Consider the following 3,025-nt stretch of genomic DNA (forward strand, 5'->3'; position numbering starts at 1 on the left):
GATTTAGGTGTGATCATATACTGTTTTTTAACAGCAGATATTTAGCCATAATGAATGGATTAAGCCTTTTGGACCATATTTCAGTTATTCGAGACCCTCGCCAAGCTTGGAAAATAGAGCACACGCTAACCGACATTATCTTCTTAACAATTGCAGCAGTGATTGCTGGTGCTGAAGGTTGGGAGGATATTGAAGATTTTGGTGAAGATAACTTGGAATGGCTTAGGCAGTATGGTGATTTCAAACAAGGCATACCAGTACACGATACCATTGCCCGAGTTATCAATCTTATTTCCGCCAAGCAACTGCAACGATGCTTTACTGCGTGGATGAAAGACTGTCATGAGACGACAGAGGGTGAAGTGATTGCTATCGACGGCAAAACTCTCAGAGGCACATACAACAAAGACAAGCGTTGTGGTGCAATCCATATGGTTAGTGCCTTTAGTGCAGCAAACCAAGTTGTACTAGGACAAGTGAAGACTGCGGATAAAAGCAATGAAATAAAAGCGATCCCTGAACTGCTTGAAATGCTTTCCTTGCGAGGTTGTTTAGTGACTATTGATGCTATGGGATGCCAGAAGGATATAGCTGAAAAGATAGTCGCTCAAGATGCAGATTATCTCTTAGCGGTAAAAGGTAATCAAAAACGATTGGAGCAAGCGATTAGCCAAGTGTTTAATTCTAGTATGATTAATAGTTTTGAAGGTGATAAATACGTCACTCAAGAGAAAGGGCATGGTCGTACAGAAACGCGTTTGAGTATGGTTGTTCACAATACAGATTTCTTAGGCTATATAGCGTTTGATTGGGCTGAACTCTCCACAATTGGTATGGTCGTTTCAATTCGTCAAGAAGGTGATAAGCCAGCAGAAACAATGCAAATCAAGCACTACATAAGCTCAGCAAAACTAACGGCTAAAGCTTTACTAGAGAGCACGCGAGCACATTGGAGCATTGAAAGTGTGCCGCAGGCACTGAAGTTAGCAGCATAAGGAGATGCTATGACTTAAGGCATAAGCTCAGGAAGAGATGGTGGTAGGCCCACCGAAGTCTGCTGTCGGAAGCTGGCTTCAAACCACTCCAAGTGGCTGTAGTTAAGAGCTATGGTCATGAGCGTTGGAGTCAAAGTGCGAACGAAAGTTCGGCAGGTACGATATAGAGAGACGAGTTAACCCGAACCCATGTGGACGCGTCGTAATCCAGAGATTGACATCAAAACCAAGGGCGTTTCTATCTCTTGGGATAAGTCTATGAGTAAACTCCGAATGCTGCATAGACGGTGTCCGGCGTATAGTGGGCGTGAATCTATATCAGGCTCTTTTTGGGAACTGCGGGAACCAGTCGTTGTGATGCCTAAGGAAGACATACAAGCCACTGAATTGGCGAGTATTAGAGTACCGATGCACAGCACTGGGACGGAGCTATCTGTAGTAGTGAGGAAACAGCTGTAATGGTTGTGGAGCGAAGGGGTAGCGTTAGGCCGTCGTTAAGTTCTGCCCAACTGACAATAAGTCAGGAGGAGGCAGAGGTTAAGACAAAACAATTCAACATTTCAAAATGGCAAGTAGTCAACGCATACAAGTTGGTGAAAGCAAATGCAGGCGCGGCAGGGGTTGATAATGAAACACTGGCCGAATTTGACAGGAACTTAAAAGGAAATCTCTATAAAATTTGGAACCGATTGGCATCGGGAACCTACTTCCCTCCGCCAGTACTGGCTGTAGCCATTCCAAAGAAAGCCGGAGGCGAGAGGATACTTGGTATACCAACCGTCAGTGACCGCATCGCACAGATGGTGGTCAAACTGACATTTGAACCCCAAGTAGAACCGCACTTCTTGCCAGATTCGTATGGATACAGACCAAAGAAATCGGCTCTAGATGCTATAGGTGTAACTCGAAGACGGTGTTGGGACTATGACTGGTGCCTTGAGTTCGATATTAGGGCATTGTTTGATAAAATACCGCACGACCTACTGATGAAAGCAGTCGATAAACACTGCACAGAAAAGTGGGTAAGGTTATATATCAAACGTTGGTTAACAGCACCGATGAAAATGCCAGATGGAGAGTTGAAAGTAAGGGATATGGGAACACCTCAAGGAGGGGTAATCAGTCCTGTTCTCGCCAATCTCTTTTTACATTATGTCTTCGATAAATGGTTACACAAGCATTACCGCGGTATACCTTGGTGTCGATATGCGGATGATGGGCTGGTTCATTGCAAAAGCAAAGAAGAAGCCGAACACTTGCTAGAGGTACTGAGAGAGCGCTTTGCTGAGTGTGGTCTAGAGTTGCATCCAGAAAAGACCAAAATAGTTTACTGCAAAGACGGAAGCCGAAAAGGCAACCATGAACACACAAGCTTCGACTTTCTTGGATATACATTCAGGCGTCGATTAGTGAAGAATACCAAGCGAAACAGTATGTTTGTAAGCTTCACGCCAGCGGTGAGTAAGGTTGCTTTGAAAGCGATGAGGCGGAGAATTAAAACGCTGAAGGTACGAAGCCGAACAGATCTCAACATCGCACAGATATCAGGTTGGTTAAATCCAATGATAAATGGCTGGATTGGGTACTATGGTAAGTACTATCGGTCGTCGCTATACCCAGTGTTTAGACACATCAACAAAGCTCTGATTAGGTGGGCGAGACGCAAATACAAAAAACTTCGTCGCCATAAGACTCGAGCAACGCTGTTCTTGGAAAGGATAGCTAAGCAGAATCCGTGGTTGTTTGCCCATTGGAGGCATGGAATGAGAGGATCGTTTGCCTAATGGAAGCGGTATGAACTGAGAGGTTCACGTACCGTTTTGCGAGAGGCTGCAGGGGGAGTTCCTGCGGTCTACTCACCATCAGATGCACTGGCGATTAGACGTTGGTTTTAAAGAAGATGAATGTCGGATACGTCGAGAGCAAGCCGGTGAGAATTTAGCAGTTATAAGACATATAGCTTTAAATCTGCTGACGGAAGAAATCAGCTTCAAAGCAGGGATCAAAAGAAAGCAGAAAAAAGCGAACCG

General features: G+C 44.8%; 1 protein-coding gene and 2 pseudogenes. All 3 read left to right on the forward strand.

Features of this window, described 5'->3' with window-relative positions; genetic code table 11:
* Positions 1–50: 50 nt before the first annotated feature.
* Positions 51–962 (forward strand): annotated as a pseudogene (locus tag AB4133_RS21385) (ISAs1 family transposase); the annotation flags it as partial.
* A 491-nt stretch (positions 963–1,453) separates the two neighbouring features.
* Positions 1,454–2,779: a group II intron reverse transcriptase/maturase gene (gene ltrA, locus AB4133_RS21390; RefSeq protein WP_372225692.1), complete on the forward strand. Its 1,326-nt coding sequence runs from the start codon at positions 1,454–1,456 to the stop codon at positions 2,777–2,779.
* Positions 2,780–2,858: 79 nt separating this feature from the next.
* Positions 2,859–3,025 (forward strand): annotated as a pseudogene (locus AB4133_RS21395) (ISAs1 family transposase); the annotation flags it as partial.

It is taken from the genome of Vibrio sp. 10N.286.52.F8 (assembly GCF_041468745.1).
In the GTDB taxonomy this organism is placed as follows: domain Bacteria; phylum Pseudomonadota; class Gammaproteobacteria; order Enterobacterales; family Vibrionaceae; genus Vibrio; species Vibrio crassostreae_C.